This is a genomic window from Acidovorax sp. LjRoot38 (genome assembly GCF_964252975.1).
Lineage (GTDB): Bacteria > Pseudomonadota > Gammaproteobacteria > Burkholderiales > Burkholderiaceae_C > Acidovorax > Acidovorax facilis.
This window is the reverse complement of the sequence record NZ_CAXUPT020000013.1, coordinates 1-14,951: the sequence shown is the minus strand read 5'-3', so window position 1 is coordinate 14,951 and position 14,951 is coordinate 1. Positions and strand designations below refer to the sequence as shown.

11 protein-coding genes are annotated in these 14,951 nt (G+C 64.4%); 9 read left to right on the top strand and 2 right to left on the bottom strand.

What is annotated here, in order from left to right:
- The first annotated feature begins 43 nt into the window (after positions 1-43).
- Entirely contained in the window at positions 44-2,737 is a 2,694-nt protein-coding gene (gene leuS, locus ACSQ22_RS20295; protein WP_436131367.1) for a leucine--tRNA ligase, read from the top strand.
- A 5-nt stretch (positions 2,738-2,742) separates the two neighbouring features.
- A complete protein-coding gene (locus ACSQ22_RS20290) occupies positions 2,743-3,240 on the top strand; it encodes an LPS-assembly lipoprotein LptE (RefSeq protein ID WP_055395428.1) in 498 nt (165 codons plus the stop codon).
- A 96-nt stretch (positions 3,241-3,336) separates the two neighbouring features.
- On the opposite strand, the gene rocF is transcribed toward ACSQ22_RS20290, so the two are convergent.
- Complete coding sequence (rocF, locus tag ACSQ22_RS20285) at positions 3,337-4,287, bottom strand: arginase (protein ID WP_426305481.1); 951 nt, start codon at positions 4,285-4,287, stop codon at positions 3,337-3,339.
- A 194-nt stretch (positions 4,288-4,481) separates the two neighbouring features.
- Between rocF and holA the strand changes: the two genes are divergently transcribed.
- On the top strand, positions 4,482-5,537 hold the full coding sequence (gene holA, locus ACSQ22_RS20280; protein ID WP_228900239.1) for a DNA polymerase III subunit delta: 1,056 nt from the start codon (positions 4,482-4,484) through the stop codon (positions 5,535-5,537).
- A 100-nt stretch (positions 5,538-5,637) separates the two neighbouring features.
- Here the strand turns inward: holA and ACSQ22_RS20275 are convergent, their stop codons facing one another.
- The gene (locus ACSQ22_RS20275) at positions 5,638-5,922 is read right to left on the bottom strand and encodes a hypothetical protein (RefSeq protein ID WP_156358621.1); all 285 of its coding nucleotides are present in this window, start codon (positions 5,920-5,922) and stop codon (positions 5,638-5,640) included.
- A gap of 63 nt (positions 5,923-5,985) precedes the next feature.
- Here ACSQ22_RS20275 and ACSQ22_RS20270 point away from each other — a divergent pair, with 63 nt between their 5' ends.
- The 6 genes from ACSQ22_RS20270 to gshB all read left to right on the top strand — a co-directional run bounded on the left by ACSQ22_RS20270 (position 5,986) and on the right by gshB (position 14,945).
- Entirely contained in the window at positions 5,986-7,266 is a 1,281-nt protein-coding gene (locus ACSQ22_RS20270; protein ID WP_436131366.1) for a glutamate-5-semialdehyde dehydrogenase, read from the top strand.
- A gap of 60 nt (positions 7,267-7,326) precedes the next feature.
- A complete protein-coding gene (gene trkA, locus ACSQ22_RS20265) occupies positions 7,327-8,781 on the top strand; it encodes a Trk system potassium transporter TrkA (protein ID WP_207402024.1) in 1,455 nt (484 codons plus the stop codon).
- A gap of 27 nt (positions 8,782-8,808) precedes the next feature.
- Complete coding sequence (locus ACSQ22_RS20260; protein WP_055395418.1) at positions 8,809-10,275, top strand: TrkH family potassium uptake protein; 1,467 nt, start codon at positions 8,809-8,811, stop codon at positions 10,273-10,275.
- Positions 10,276-10,378: 103 nt separating this feature from the next.
- A complete protein-coding gene (gshA, locus tag ACSQ22_RS20255) occupies positions 10,379-11,674 on the top strand; it encodes a glutamate--cysteine ligase (RefSeq protein WP_055395416.1) in 1,296 nt (431 codons plus the stop codon).
- Between the two features lie 197 nt (positions 11,675-11,871).
- Positions 11,872-13,740 (top strand): potassium transporter Kup, encoded by a 1,869-nt coding sequence (locus tag ACSQ22_RS20250; protein WP_121421466.1) that lies wholly within the window; start codon positions 11,872-11,874, stop codon positions 13,738-13,740.
- Between the two features lie 248 nt (positions 13,741-13,988).
- Positions 13,989-14,945, top strand: a complete 957-nt coding sequence (gene gshB, locus ACSQ22_RS20245; RefSeq protein ID WP_436131365.1) for a glutathione synthase — start codon at positions 13,989-13,991, stop codon at positions 14,943-14,945.
- Positions 14,946-14,951 lie beyond the last annotated feature (6 nt).

The window sequence follows — 14,951 nt, the reverse complement described above, 5'->3', positions numbered from 1 at the left end:
GCGCGGCCCTGCGGCTGCACCTCCCTCTCACCCCCGAGCCCCCATGCAAGACAAATACTCTCCCCAAGACGTCGAGCGCGCCGCCCATGGCCACTGGACCGCCACCGATGCCTACCGCGTGACGGAAGACGCCAACAAGAAGAAGTTCTACGCCTGCTCGATGCTGCCGTACCCCAGCGGCAAGCTGCACATGGGCCATGTGCGCAACTACACCATCAACGACATGCTCACGCGCTACCTGCGCATGAACGGCCACAACGTGCTGATGCCTATGGGCTGGGATGCGTTTGGCCTGCCCGCCGAGAACGCGGCGCTGAAGAATGGTGTGCCCCCTGCCAAGTGGACGTACGAAAACATCGCCTACATGAAAAAGCAGATGCAGGCCATGGGCCTGGCCATCGACTGGAGCCGCGAAGTGGCCACCTGCGACCCTGAGTACTACAAGTGGAACCAGTGGCTGTTCCTGAAAATGCTCGAAAAGGGCATTGCCTACCGCAAGACCCAGGTCGTGAACTGGGACCCGGTGGACCAGACCGTGCTGGCCAACGAGCAGGTGATTGACGGCAAGGGCTGGCGCACGGGTGCGGTGGTCGAAAAGCGCGAGATCCCTGGCTACTACCTCAAGATCACCGACTACGCCGAAGAGTTGCTGGACTTCGTCACCGGCGACAAGCTGCCCGGCTGGCCCGAGCGCGTGAAGCTGATGCAGGAGAACTGGATCGGCAAGTCTGAGGGCGTGCGCTTCGCCTTCACGCACGACATTGCAGGCGACGATGGCGCATTGATCGGCGACGGCAAGATGTACGTGTTCACCACGCGCGCCGACACCATCATGGGCGTGACCTTCTGCGCCGTGGCGCCCGAGCACCCGCTGGCCGCCCATGCCGCCAAAACCAATCCCACGCTCAAGGCCTTCATCGAAGAATGCAAGAGCGGCGGCACGACCGAGGCCGAGCTGGCCACGCAAGAGAAGAAGGGCGTGCCCACGGGGCTGTTCGTCACCCACCCGCTGACCGAAGAGAAGGTCGAGGTCTGGGTCGGCAACTACGTGCTCATGGGCTATGGCGACGGCGCCGTGATGGGCGTGCCCGCGCACGACGAGCGCGACTTCGCGTTCGCCCTCAAGTACGGCATCGAGATCAAGCAGGTCGTGCTGGTCGATGGCGAACACTTCGACTACCACCAATGGAACGACTGGTACGGCGACAAGCAACGTGGCGTGACCATCAACTCCGACAGCTTCAGCGGCCTGTCGTACAAGGAAGCCGTGAACGCCGTGGCCCATGCGCTGGAGCAGAAGGGCCTGGGCGAGAAGAAGACCACCTGGCGCCTGCGCGACTGGGGCGTGAGCCGCCAGCGCTACTGGGGCACGCCGATCCCCATCATCCACTGCGATGAACACGGCGCCGTGCCCGTGCCCGAAAAAGACCTGCCCGTGGTGCTGCCGCAAGACTGCATCCCCGATGGCTCGGGCAACCCGCTGCACAAGCACGAAGGCTTCCACGCGGGCGTGACCTGCCCCGTGTGCGGCAAGGCCGCCCGCCGCGAGACGGACACCATGGACACCTTCGTGGACAGCTCGTGGTACTTCATGCGGTATTGCGACCCCAAGAACGCCGATGCGATGGTGGCCGGTGGCGCCGACTACTGGATGCCGATGGACCAGTACATCGGCGGTATCGAACACGCCATCCTGCACCTGCTGTACGCCCGCTTCTGGACCAAGGTCATGCGCGACCTGGGCTTGGTGAAAGTGGACGAGCCCTTCACCAAGCTGCTCACGCAAGGCATGGTGCTCAACCACATCTACAGCCGCCGCACCGCCAAGGGCGGCAAGGACTACTTCTGGCCGCACGACGTGGAGCACGTGCTGGACGAAGGCGGCAAGATCATCGGCGCCAAGCTGAAGAACGAAGCCACCAGCGGCGACGGCCTGTTGCCCGTGGGCACGCCCATCGACTACGAGGGCGTGGGCACCATGTCCAAGTCCAAGAACAACGGCGTGGACCCGCAGGACCTGATCGAGAAGTACGGCGCCGACACCGCCCGCCTGTACACCATGTTCACCGCCCCGCCCGAAGCCACGCTGGAGTGGAACGACGCGGCGGTGGAAGGCAGCTACCGCTTCCTGCGCCGGGTGTGGAACTTCGGCCTCAAGCTGTCTGCTATGGATATGGGAGCTGCAAGCGCAAGCGTGGCAAGCGCCAGCAGTCTGAAAGACGTTGAGTTTGGCAAAGAAGCCAAGGCCCTGCGCCTGGAGATCCACACCGTGCTCAAGCAGGTGGACTACGACTACCAGCGCATGCAGTACAACACCGTGGTCTCCGGCGCGATGAAGATGATCAACGCGCTCGAAGACTTCAAGGCCACCGACTCGGCTGGTGCTCAGGTGGCGCTGATCGAAGGCTTTGGCATCCTGCTGCGCTGCCTGTACCCGGCCACCCCCCACATTGCGCACAGCCTCTGGAGCGGCCTGGGTTACGCGGCCGAACTGGGCGACCTGCTGGATGCACCCTGGCCCCAGGTCGATGCGAACGCGCTGGTGCAGGACGAGATCGAGCTCATGCTGCAGGTCAACGGCAAGCTGCGCGGCTCCATCCATGTGCCCGCACAGGCCGACAAGGCCGAGATCGAACGCATTGCCCTGGCCAGCGAGGCGTTTGTGGCCCAGGCTGCAGGCGCTGCACCCAAGCGCGTCATTGTGGTGCCTGGCCGCCTCGTGAACGTGGTGGTATAGCCCCCATGAACAAGCGCACACTGCTCTCCCTCGCGCCCGTGGCCCTGCTGTCCGCTTGCGGATTTCGGCTGCGGGGCGTGCCCGAGTTCGGGTTTGACTCGCTCTACATCGCCGCACCTGCAGGCTCGCCCCTCGCGCGGGAGTTGCAGCGCACGCTGGAGGGTTCGGGCGGCAAGCTGCAGCTGCTGCGCGACCCGGCGGCCATGCCCACGGCCGATGCCATTCTGGATGTGCTGCAGGAGCAGCAGGAGCGCGCGGTGGTGGGGCTCAATGCCTCGGGCCAGGTGCGCGAACTGCAGCTGCGCCTGCGCATCAGGTTCCGGCTGCGTACCCCGGCAGGTGCCGAACTGATTCCCGAGACCGAGCTGCTGCAGCAGCGCGACATCAGCTACAACGAAACCATCGCCCTGGCCAAGGAGGCTGAGGAAGCACTGCTCTACCGCAACATGCGGACCGACCTGGTGCAGCAGCTTATGCGCCGCCTGGCAGCGGCCAAGCGCTGAGCCCAGGCGTGGGGCTGTGGCCTCTTGGCGGTAGCGCAGAGCAGCAGGCAGCTACAGCGCCGTGCCGGGCGTTCGTGATGGGCGAGGCGCAGGTGCTCAGGGGGATGTCCGCATGAGCGTACTTTTGCCAAACAGCGACTCCACCAGGTCCACCGCCAGCACCGCAGTGCGGTTGCGCACATCGAGCGCGGGGTTGAGTTCCACAATGTCCAGCGAGGCCAGGCGCCCGCTGTCGGCAATCATCTCCATGCACAACTGCGCCTCGCGGTAGGTGGGGCCGCCGGGCACCGTGGTGCCAACGCCGGGCGCGATGTCGGGGTCCAGAAAGTCCACATCAAAGCTCACATGCAGGTGGGTGTGTGCATCCAGTCCGGCCAGCGCCTGCTGCATGGTCTGGCGCATGCCCACCTCGTCGATGTAGCGCATGTCGAACACCTCCAGGCCCTGCTCATGCACAAAGCGCTTTTCGCCCGCGTCCACGCTGCGGATGCCGATCTGCCGGATCTGCGACGGGTGCAGCGCTGCGCCACCGCCCGGCATGCGGGCCAGCCCGGTCAGCGCCTCGGGGCCGAACCCGCACAGGCAGGCCACGGGCATGCCATGCACATTGCCGCTGGGCGTGAGTGCACTGGTATTGAAGTCGGCATGGGCATCCAGCCACAGCACCCGCAGCTTCTTACCCACCTCCGCGCAATGGCGGGCCACGGCGCTGATGCTGCCCAGGCCCAGGCAGTGGTCGCCACCCAGCAGGATGGGCAGGTGGCCCAATTGCAGTTCGGCATACACGGCGTCAAACACCCGCTGGTTCCACTCCACCACCTCGGGCAGGTGTCGGTAACCGTCCACGGGCGGCTGCCAGGGGTTGGCGGGGCCACTCAAGTTGCCCCGGTCAAACACCTGCAGTCCGTGCGACTCCAGCGCTGCCTGCAGGCCCGCCACGCGCAGGGCCTCGGGCCCCATGGAGGCGCCGCGCGCCCCGGCGCCGATGTCGGTGGGGGCGCCGATCAGGCTGGTGGGCTGGGCGCTGCGCAGGGCGTTGGGTGGCATGGTGCGGGGGCTTTCTGGGAAGGCAGTCGATGTCGGTACGGGCGCGTATACGCGCCCCGGGGGAATTCTCGGGGCTTTGGGCGCCAGTGAATAGCACTGCAGCTGATTAGATCGCGGTCTCTCTTGTGCACTGTGAGGGCATTTGCTGGCAATGTGCACAGTGCCGGGCCTGCCCAGGCGATAAACTTTGCCGCATGCAAGTCGCCCTGGCCCAACTCTCACCGCATCTTCAACGGGGCCTGTCGCCGCTTTACGTGCTGCATGGCGACGAGCCCCTGCTGCAGCAGGAGGCGGCAGACGCCATCCGCGCCACGGCCCGTGCCCAGGGCTATACCGAACGCACCTCGTACACGGTAGCAGGCGCTCACTTTGACTGGAGCGCTGTGCTGGCAGCTGGCGGCAGCTTGAGCCTGTTTGCCGACAAGCAGATCGTCGAGATCCGCATCCCCTCGGGCAAGCCCGGCAAGGATGGTGGCGTGGCGCTGCAGCAGATTGCTGAATCCGCCAAGGGCAACGACAGCACGCTCACGCTGGTGATGCTGCCGCGCCTGGACAAGGCCACACGCACGGGCGCATGGTTTGCGGCGCTGGAATCCAGCGGCACCTCGATCCAGATCGACCCCATCGAGCGCGGCATGCTGCCGCAGTGGATCGCCCAGCGCTTGGCCGCCCAGGGCCAGCGCGTGGTGGCGGGCGAGGAAGGCCAGCGCACGCTGCAGTTCTTTGCAGACCGGGTGGAGGGCAATCTGCTCGCCGCCCACCAGGAGATCCAAAAGCTCGCATTGCTCCACCCCCCCGGCGAGCTGACACAGGCCCAGGTCGAAGCCGCTGTGCTCAATGTGGCGCGCTACGACGTGTTCAAGCTCTCTGAATCCGTGCTCTCAGGCCATACCGCCCGCGTGCAGCGCATGCTCGACGGCCTGCAGGCCGAGGGCGAGGCCGAAGTGCTGGTGCACTGGGCGCTGGCCGAAGACATCCGCGCCTTGAAGCGCGTGAAAGACGCCATGAACGCCGGCCGCCCTCTGCCCATGGCCCTGCGCGAAAACCGGGTGTGGGGCGCCAAGGAAAAGCTGTACGAACGTATCCTGCCCAGGGCCAGCGACGCGGCGCTGGCGCGCCTGCTGCAGTCGGCGCATATCGTGGACGGCATCGTCAAGGGGCTCAAGCAGCCCGATTGGCCCACGGACGGGTGGCAGGCGCTGCAGAGGCTTGCGTTGCAGGTGTGCAGGCTGACCCAGGCCGCGCGGTAAGGTTGGCCGATAAATTTGAGTGTTTTTGGCCTCTGGCGCTTATCCAGTAAGCGCAAGTAGCTATCAAAGATGTAGTGGCGACTTTGTGTGCCCGTGGGCTTCAGGGCTGCTCCAGCACCCCGCGCGCTTTGTCCGCCCACATCCGCAGGTTGGCCACCAGATCCTTCTGGCTGAATGAGCAGCTTTCCTCCGAAAACAGCGCGCTCGACTCCAGCCGGTCCAGCAGGTTCAGCAGCACCTCGCCGTAGCGTGGGGGCAGGGCGGCCAGCAGGGTGGTTTGCTGGCGGGCCAGGGTGCTCAGGGTGGCGGCGGTGTGGTCGCCGCGTTCAAAGGCCTGCAAGGCTTCGGTCAGGGCGACGAGCTGGGCGGGGGCGGTGGTGGTCATGGCCAAGGATATGCGAGTAGGGCAAGGCCGCAAGGGTAAAGCCAAGTGCGGCAAAATCGCTGGATGAACGCTCTCAACGTCGCCGAATACACGCATTCTCTCGGTCTCCAGGCCAAAACGGCCTCTGCGCTGATGGCCAAAGCGCCAGCAGCTATCAAAAACAAAGCGCTCAAGGCGCTGGCCCGCTTGCTGCGTGAGAACGTGGCTTCGCTGCAGATCGACAACGCCAAAGACCTGGAGCGCGCTGTGGCCAACGGCCTGGCCGAGCCCATGGTGGACCGCCTCAAGCTCAGCCCCAAGGTGCTGGAGACCTGCGCCGAAGGCTGCGAGCAGCTCGCCGCCATGCCCGACATCATTGGCGAGATCCTGGGAATGAAGCAGCAGCCCAGCGGCATCCGTGTGGGGCAGATGCGCGTGCCGATCGGTGTGTTCGGCATGATCTATGAGAGCCGCCCCAATGTGACCATTGAGGCCGCGTCGCTGTCGATCAAGAGCGGCAATGCCTGCATCCTGCGTGGTGGCTCCGAGGCGATTGATTCGAACAAGGCGCTGGCCAAGCTGGTGCAGCAGGCACTGGCGGAGGCGGGCCTGCCGGAGCACGGCGTGCAGCTGGTGCAGACCACGGACCGCGAGGCCGTGGGCCAGCTGATTGCCATGCCGCAGTTTGTGGACGTGATCATCCCGCGCGGCGGCAAGGGGCTGATCGAGCGCATCAGCCGCGATGCCAAGGTGCCCGTGATCAAGCACCTGGACGGCAACTGCCACACCTATGTGGACGACCCCTGCGACATCGCCATGGCGGTGAAGGTGGCCGACAACGCCAAGACCAACAAATACAGCCCCTGCAACGCGAGCGAAGGCCTGCTGGTGGCGCGCGGCGTGGCGGCCGAATTCTTGCCCCAGATCGGCGCTGTGTATGCCGCCAAGGGCGTGGAGATGCGCGGCTGCCCTGAGTCGCTGGCCATCCTGGCCTCGGTGCCCGGTGCCCAGCTGGTGCCCGCCACCGAGCAGGACTGGAGCGAGGAATACCTGGCCCCGATCATCAGCGTGAAGGTGGTGGCCGGTGTGGACGAGGCCATTGCCCACATCAACCACTATTCGAGCCACCACACCGATGCCATCCTGACGCGTGACCACATGCACGCCCAGCAGTTCCTGCGCGAGGTGGATTCGGCCAGCGTGATGGTGAACGCCAGCACGCGGTTTGCCGATGGTTTTGAGTACGGCCTGGGCGCCGAAATCGGCATCAGCACCGACAAGTTCCATGCGCGTGGGCCGGTGGGCATCGAAGGGCTGACCTCACTCAAGTACGTGGTGCTGGGCGAGGGTGAGGTGCGGGGTTGATTTGCTCCTTATTTCATAGCTGCTAGCGCTTGCCTGTAAAGCGCTAAGGCCCAATTTCTTATGAAAATCATCATCCTCGGCGCGGGCCGTGTGGGCCAGAGCGTGGCAGACAGCCTGGTGTCCGAGCGCAACGACATCACAGTCATCGACACCGATGCAGCCCGCCTGCGCGACCTGGAGTCGCGCTTTGACCTGCGCGGGGTGGTGGGCAATGGCATCGAACCGGCCGTGTTGGCCGAGGCGGGCGCCGAGGACACCGATCTGCTGATCGCCTGCGCTGCACAGGACGAGACCAACCTGGTGTGCTGCAAGGTGGCGCAGCTGGTGTTCAACATCCCCAAGCGCATCGCGCGGGTGCGTTCCAACGGATTCACGCTGGATGAGCGGCTGACCGGCCCCGAGGGCTTTGGCGTGGACCGCATCATCTGCCCCGAAGAGTCCCTGACCCGCTACATCGGCAAGCTGATCGAATACCCCGAGGCCATGCAGGTGCGCGAGTTTGCGGGCGGCCGCGCCTGCCTGGTGTCGGGCCGGGCTCGGCCCGGTGCGCCCATGGTGGGCCCCACGATTGGCGAGCTGCGCGAGCGTGCGCCCGAGATGGCGATGCGCATGGTGGCCATCTACCGCCGTTTTGCCGACGAGCCCGATCGCTTCATCGCCTGCGACGGCGCCACCCGTATCGAGCCGGGCGACGAGGTGTTTGTGCTGGCGGCGCATGAGCACATTTCCCAGGTGCTGGCGGCCTTGCACCGCCCTACCTCGCAGCAGGCCCAGCCGGTGCGCCGCATCATGATTGCGGGCGGCGGTGGGGTGGGCTTGCGCCTGGCGCGGCAACTGGCGCAGACGCCAGGGCGCTTTCACATCAAGATCATTGAAGACCATGCCGAGCGCTGCGTGGCACTGGCGTCGGCGCTGCCCTCAGACGTGCTGGTGCTGCAGGGCGATACCACCGATGAAGACCTGCTGGGTGATGAAGGCATCGAGGAGGTGGACCTCTTCCTCGCGCTCACCGACGATGACGAGGACAACATCATGTCCTGCCTGCTGGCCAAGCGCATGGGCGCAAGCCGGGTGCTGGCCCTCATCAACCGGCGCAGCTATGCCGACCTGATGCACGGCACGCAGATCGACATCGCGCTGTCGCCCGCGCAGGCCATGCTGGGCGAGCTGCTGGCCTATGTGCGCCAGGGCGACGTGCAGGCCGTGCACAGTCTGCGCCGTGGCGTGGCCGAGGCGCTGGAGATCGTGGCGCGCGGCGACCGCAAAAGCTCGCGCGTGGTGGGCCGCAAGGTCAGCGAGCTGCAGCTGCCGCGCGACGTGCACATCGGCCTGATTGTGCGCGGGCTGCCCGATGCCTCCGACCCTGTCCCGGGCCACCCACGCGAGCCCGAGGTCATCATCCCGCGCAGCGCGACGGTGATCGAGAGCAACGACCATGTGGTGTTCTTCCTGCCCAACAAGCGGCGGGTACGTGACGTGGAAAAGCTCTTCCGCGTGAGCGCGACCTTTTTCTGACCCGACCCCAGGCTTGGCGAGATCACCATGACGGACATGTTTCCCGTTTTGCGGGTGCTGGGCATCCTGATCATGATCTTTGCGCTGGCCATGGGGCTGCCGCTGGCGGTGTCTTTGTGGACGGGCGATGGTGTCTGGTTTGTGTACCCGTTGTCCATGGGGGCCACGATGCTGGCGGGGGCCTGGCTGTGGTGGCGGCTGCGGTTGTTCCGGCAAGAACTGCAACCGCGCCATGGCGTGATGCTGGTCTCGCTGGTGTGGATGCTGCTTCCCCTTTCTGCCGCGCTGCCTCTGATCCTGGCGGGGCACTACACCGGGCAGCCGATGTCGTTCACGCATGCCTACTTCGAGGCTGTGTCGGGGCTCACCACCACGGGCTCCACCGTGCTCGCGGGCCTGGACGCCTTGCCGGTGTCGGTCAACGTGTGGCGCACCTTTTTGCAGTGGATGGGCGGCATGGGCATCCTCATCCTGGCCGTCGCCGTGCTGCCGCTGCTGGGGGTGGGTGGCAGTCAGCTGTTCAAGGCCGAGGCGGCCGGGCCGCTGAAGGACACCAAGCTCACGCCGCGCATGACCGGTACGGCCAAGGGGCTCTGGGGGGTGTATGCGCTGTTCTCCACGCTGTGCGGCCTGGCCTACTGGGCCGGGGGCATGGCGCCACTGGATGCGCTGATGCACATGTTCACCACCGTGAGCCTGGGCGGGCTGTCGTCGCACGACCTGAGCTTTGGCTACTTCCAGTCGCCCCTGCTGGAGGTGATCTGCATCTTCTTCATGCTGGTGGCCAGCTGCAACTTTGCGCTGTACTTTGTGGCATTTCGCAAGGGCCACTGGGGTGGTTTCTGGCGTGACCCGGAGCTGCGGGCCACGCTGTTTGCGCTGATCGGCGGCGGGCTGGTGGTGGCTCTGCTGCTGTGGGCCAAGGGCGTGTATGGGCCGCTCGATGCGCTGCGCCACGGCATGTTCAACCTGGTGTCGCTGGCCACCACCACCGGCTACGCCACGGTGGACTACCTCGCCTGGCCGGTGTTTGCGCCCGTGTTCATGCTGCTGCTGTCGGGCGTGGCCACCAGTGCCGGCTCCACGGGCGGCGGGATCAAGATGGTGCGCATGCTCATTCTCGTCAAGCAGGCGCGCCGCGAGATGAACCGGCTGGTGCATCCGCGCGCGGTGCAGCCCGTGCGGCTAGGCGATGCCGTGGTGGACAACCGAGTGATCTTTTCGGTGTTGGCCTTCATGCTGGTCTATGGGGGCACCATCTTCGGGCTCAGCATGGTCATGCTGTTGACCGATCTGGACCCGGTGACGGCTTTTTCCGTGGTGTTGGCCAGCGTGAACTGTGCGGGCCCAGGCCTGGGCAGCGTGGGGCCTGCGTCCAACTACGCCGTGCTGACCGATTTCCAGATCTGGGTGTGCTCCCTGGCCATGCTGCTGGGGCGGCTGGAGATTCTGAGCTTCATGGCCTTGCTCACCCCGGCGTTTTGGCGGCGCTGAGCGGGGCTACCCGAAAAATCCGCCCGGCGGGCTTGCGAAGGTCCGGTCACGCCCCAACCCTACAATGGATTGCAATCGTTCCCGTCTCCTCTGAGGGCTTCCCATGGTTCCGCATCTCATCACGGCCCTGACAGGGCCGATCAACGAACTCGAACAGCGCGTTCTCGACTCGATGCCCGCCATCGAACGCTGGTTCCGGCTGGAATGGATGGAGCATACGCCGCCGTTCTATACCTCGGTGGACATCCGCAATGCCGGCTTCAAGCTCGCGCCCGTGGACACCAACCTGTTCCCCGGCGGCTGGAACAACCTGACCAAGGAGATGCTGCCCCTGGCCGTGCAGGCCGCCATGGCTGCCATCGAGAAGATCTGCCCCGAGGCGCGCAACCTCTTGATCATTCCGGAGAACCACACACGCAACACCTTCTACCTGGCCAACGTGGTGCAGCTGCAGCGCATCTTCAACATGGCCGGGCTCAACGTGCGCGTGGGCTCCATCAGCCCCGAAATCAAGAAGCCCACGCTGATCGAATTGCCCAACGGCGACACGGTGACGCTGGAGCCCGTGGTGCGCACCAAGCGCCGCCTGGGCCTCAAGGACTTTGACCCCTGCACCATCCTGCTCAACAACGATCTCTCGGCCGGCGCCCCCGGCATCCTGGAAGACATCCACGAGCAGTACCTGCTGCCGCCGCTGCACGCGGGCTGGAGCGTGCGCCGCAAGAGTACCCACTTCAAGAACTACGAAGAGGTGGCCAAGCGTTTTGGCAAGATGCTGGGTATCGACCCCTGGCTCATCAACCCCATGTACAGCCAGTGCGACGAGGTGGACTTTGCCGAAGACAAAGGCATGGACAAGCTGCAGACCACGGTGGATGCGCTTTTGACCAAGGTGCGCCGCAAGTACAAGGAATACGGCATCAACGAAAAGCCGTTTGTCATCGTCAAGGCCAACAACGGCACCTACGGCATGGGCATCATGACCGTGCGCGATGCCAAGGAGCTGGATGCGGTCAACCGCAAGACCAAGAACAAGATGGCCGTCATCAAGGACGGCCAGCCGGTCAACGACCTCATCATCCAGGAAGGCGTGTTGACCCAAGAGCGTGTGCACGAGGCCGTGGCCGAGCCTGTGGTCTACATGATGGACCGCTACGTGGTGGGCGGTTTCTACCGCATGCATGCCGAGCGCGGCGTGGACGAAAACCTCAATGCACCGGGCGCCAGCTTCGTGCCGCTGGCCTTTGAGCACAGCACCCATATGCCCCAGCCTGGCGTGCGCCCGGGGGTGAGTGCGCCCAACCGCTTCTATATGTATGGCGTGGTGGGCCGCCTGGCGATGCTGGCAGCCAGCTATGAGCTGGAGGCCACCAACCCCGACGCCGAGGTGTACGACTAGCGTTCTCCCTGAATTGCCCACGGCGCGTTCCCTCCAGCCAGGGGACGCTGCCTGCCACGCCGGCCCACGACTGCCAAGGATGAGTTGCTGCGTTGCAACATTGGGTGTGGCCTCCAGGCGCTTGATCGGGCGCAAGCGCACAATAGCGTTCCCAAAAGTAACGGAACCCGGCGACCCTTGTGTGTCGGGTGCGGTCAGTGCAAAGCTCCAAGTCATCGCTCGCAGCGCTCACGCTGGGCGCCATCGGTGTTGTGTATGGCGATATCGGCACCAGTGTGCTGTATGCCGTCAAAGAAGTGTTCGGGTCCGGCCATGTGCCGTTCACGCAAGACAACATCTACGGCATTCTTTCGATCTTCTTCTGGACGCTGACCGTCATTGTTTCGCTGAAATACGTGGTGCTGGTGCTGCGCGCCGACAACCATGGCGAAGGCGGGCTGATCGCGATGCTGGCCCTGGCTTCGCAGGCCGTGAAGGACAAACCCCGGCTGCGTGGCGTGCTGCTGGCAGTGGGTATCTTCGGCACCTCGCTGTTTTATGGTGACGGCGTCATCACCCCCGCCATTTCGGTGTTGTCGGCGGTGGAAGGGCTGGAGGTGGTCTCGCCCCATTTCAAGCAGTACGTGATTCCCATCACCCTGGTCGTGCTGTTTTGCCTGTTTGCCGTACAAAAGCGCGGGACCAGCGGGATCGGCAAGTTCTTCGGGCCCATCACGCTGGTGTGGTTTTTCAGCATTGCCCTCCTGGGGGTCTCTCACATCGTGGGCCACCCCGAAATCCTCTGGGCGTTGAGCCCGCACCATGCAGTCGGGTTCATGTGGGCCAACCCGGGCACCAGCTTCATCATCCTGGGTGCGGTGGTGTTGTGCGTGACCGGCGCCGAGGCCCTGTATGCCGATCTGGGCCACTTTGGCAAGCGGCCCATTCGCCTGGCTTGGTTTGGCGTGGCCATGCCGGCGCTCACGCTCAATTACTTTGGCCAGGGCGCACTGCTGCTGGCCGAGCCCGAAGCCGTGAAGAACCCCTTCTACATGATGGCACCCGACTGGGCGCTGATCCCGCTGGTGGTGTTGGCCACCATGGCCACGGTGATCGCGTCGCAAGCCCTTATCACTGGCGCCTTCAGCGTGACCAAGCAGGTGATTCAGTTGGGCTACCTGCCCCGACTGAATATCCAGCACACCAGCGTGCGCGACACGGGGCAGATTTACATGCCGCTGGTCAACTGGGGGCTGTTCGCCGCCATCGTTCTTGCGGTGGTGATGTTCCGCTCGTCCAGCAACCTGGCGGCGGCTTACGGCATTGCCGTGACGCTGGACATGCTGATCACCACCACGCTGACTTTCTTCGTAATCCGCTATGGCTGGGGCTACCCGCTGGCGTTGTGTATTGCGGCCACCGGCTGTTTCTTTGTGGTGGACCTGGCGTTTTTTGCGTCCAACCTGCTCAAGCTGTTCCAGGGCGGCTGGTTCCCGCTGCTGATTGGGGGCATCGTGTTCTCGTTGATGATGACGTGGAAGGAAGGGCGCCGCCTGCTGAATGACAAGTTGCGTGCCGACGCAATCGACCTCAAGGACTTCCTGGAGTCGGTGTTCGTCAGTCCGCCCACGCGCGTGGATGGCACCGCAGTGTTCCTCACTGCCGAAACCGGCGCAGTGCCCAATGCGCTTTTGCACAATCTCAAGCACAACAAGGTGCTGCATCAGCAGAACCTGTTCGTCACAGTGCACAACCACGAAACCCCCTGGATCGGCCTGGACAAGCGCCTGCAGGTCGAACCGCTGGGCCACGACTGCTGGCAGGTGGTGATCCACTACGGCTTCAAGAACGACCCTGACGTACCCCGCGCGCTGGAGCTGCTGCGCGGCCGGGGCTGCGAGCTGGAGGCCATGACGACCAGCTACTTCCTCTCGCGCGATACGGTCATCCCCACCATGGGCGGCGGCATGGCCCCCTGGCGCGAAAAGCTGTTTGCCCAGATGCACCACAACGCCAGCGGAGCGGCAGACTTCCTGCATCTGCCGAACAATGCGGTGGTCGAACTCGGGTCCAAGATTGAGATTTGAACAGGTTCTAAGGTGTTTTCAGGCCCTGGCGCTTGGCGGCCTCAAATCTCAAGTGCAACACCCTCTACGTTTCTGGTGACGCTCAGCGGCGTGGTGTTCGCGGGCAGCTTTGCGCTATTTGTGCAACAGTACAGGCGTTTACCAGCGTGAGGTACACGGCGCACTGCATGCGTCGCTCCCTGTTCTTCTTATCTGCCTGCAAGTGATCTGCCATTGGCAGCACCTGCACACCTTTCTGACCCGACACCATGAAACTGCTCTTCATTGCCGATCCTCTGCAAAGCTTCAAGATCTACAAGGACACGACATTCGCCATGATGCGCGAGGCTCAGCGGCGCGGGCACACCTTGGCGGTGTGCGAGCCGCAGCACATTACCTGGCAGCGTGGCAGCAAGGTGACGGCCCGAGTGTGCGACATCCAACTGACAGCAGACCCGGTGCAGTGGTACGCCGCACAGCCCGAGCGCAGTGCACCCTTGGCCAGCTTCGACGCTGTGCTGATGCGCAAGGACCCGCCTTTCGACAGCGAGTATTTCTATGCGACACACCTGCTGGAGCAGGCTGAGCGTGACGGCGCCCGTGTGTTCAACAAGCCCCGTGCGCTGCGCGACCACCCAGAGAAGCTGGCGATCATGGAGTTTCCGGAATTCATCGGGCCCACTCTGGTGACGCGGGATGCCGCAGACATTCAGCGTTTTCATGCAGAGCACGGGGACATCATTCTCAAGCCGCTCGACGGCATGGGCGGCATGGGAATCTTCCGCGTGGGCCCGGATGGGCTCAACCTGGGAAGCATTACCGAAACCCTGAACCGCCACGGCGCGCAAAGTGTCATGGTTCAGAAGTTCTTGCCGGAGATCGTCGAAGGCGACAAACGTGTCCTCATCATCGGGGGGGCACCAGTGCCTTTTTGCCTGGCGCGCATCCCGCAGGGCAGCGAAGTCCGGGGCAACCTAGCTGCCGGAGGCAAGGGTGTTGCCAAGCCGTTGTCGACACGGGACTGGGAAATCGGTAACGCCTTGGGGCCTGCGCTTCAGGCGCGGGGCCTGCTGCTGGCTGGAGTGGATGTGATCGGCGATTGCGTTACCGAGATCAACGTCACGAGTCCCACCTGCTTCCAGGAGATCTTTGACCAGACGGGGTGCGATGTCGCTGCCCTGTTCATCGATGCCTTGGAGGCTGCAATGACGGCCTCTGCCCCGTAGTCTGCT

Bases quoted from the DNA above. Each gene is read 5' to 3' on its own strand.
- leuS (WP_436131367.1), top strand. From the start codon at position 44: ATGCAAGACAAATACTCTCCCCAAGACGTCGAGCGCGCCGCCCATGGC.
- ACSQ22_RS20275 (WP_156358621.1), bottom strand. From the start codon at position 5,922: ATGACCACCACCGCCCCCGCCCAGCTCGTCGCCCTGACCGAAGCCTTG.
- gshA (WP_055395416.1), top strand. From the start codon at position 10,379: ATGGTTCCGCATCTCATCACGGCCCTGACAGGGCCGATCAACGAACTC.
- holA (WP_228900239.1), top strand. From the start codon at position 4,482: ATGCAAGTCGCCCTGGCCCAACTCTCACCGCATCTTCAACGGGGCCTG.
- trkA (WP_207402024.1), top strand. From the start codon at position 7,327: ATGAAAATCATCATCCTCGGCGCGGGCCGTGTGGGCCAGAGCGTGGCA.
- ACSQ22_RS20260 (WP_055395418.1), top strand. From the start codon at position 8,809: ATGACGGACATGTTTCCCGTTTTGCGGGTGCTGGGCATCCTGATCATG.
- rocF (WP_426305481.1), bottom strand. From the start codon at position 4,287: ATGCCACCCAACGCCCTGCGCAGCGCCCAGCCCACCAGCCTGATCGGC.
- ACSQ22_RS20290 (WP_055395428.1), top strand. From the start codon at position 2,743: ATGAACAAGCGCACACTGCTCTCCCTCGCGCCCGTGGCCCTGCTGTCC.
- gshB (WP_436131365.1), top strand. From the start codon at position 13,989: ATGAAACTGCTCTTCATTGCCGATCCTCTGCAAAGCTTCAAGATCTAC.
- ACSQ22_RS20270 (WP_436131366.1), top strand. From the start codon at position 5,986: ATGAACGCTCTCAACGTCGCCGAATACACGCATTCTCTCGGTCTCCAG.